At 38.7% G+C, this 284-nt stretch carries 1 riboswitch.

The features are described 5' to 3' along the window. Positions 1-169: 169 nt before the first annotated feature. Positions 170-284, top strand: a riboswitch (Lysine riboswitch). This riboswitch is flagged as partial in the annotation.

Below are 284 nucleotides of genomic sequence, written 5' to 3'. Positions count from 1 at the left end.
GATTTAGGCTGTGGATAGTTAAAAAGCCTGAGGCTTCCATGTTTTCCACATGCGAATGTCTCGGGCTTTTATTATGGTATGCGATATCGTAAAATTTTGGGTAAATTCAAATATCTTAATCCTGTTGACATTGTAATTTACCATTGATATAGTATATTTAAGTTAAAGAGGTATTGTGCGAGGCGCGGTTGACAAAAGTACACACACGTGGAAAGGGGATATCGCCGAAACGACTTTCGTTGGGGACTGACTTTAAGAGGTTGGTCACTGTTATTATCAAAGAG

Origin of the sequence: Ruoffia sp. FAM 26255 (assembly GCF_045528525.1) — a bacterium.
Taxonomy (GTDB): Bacteria; Bacillota; Bacilli; order Lactobacillales; family Aerococcaceae; genus Ruoffia; species Ruoffia tabacinasalis.
Note: the sequence above shows the minus strand (reverse complement) of the source record. Positions and strands in the feature narration are given on the sequence as shown.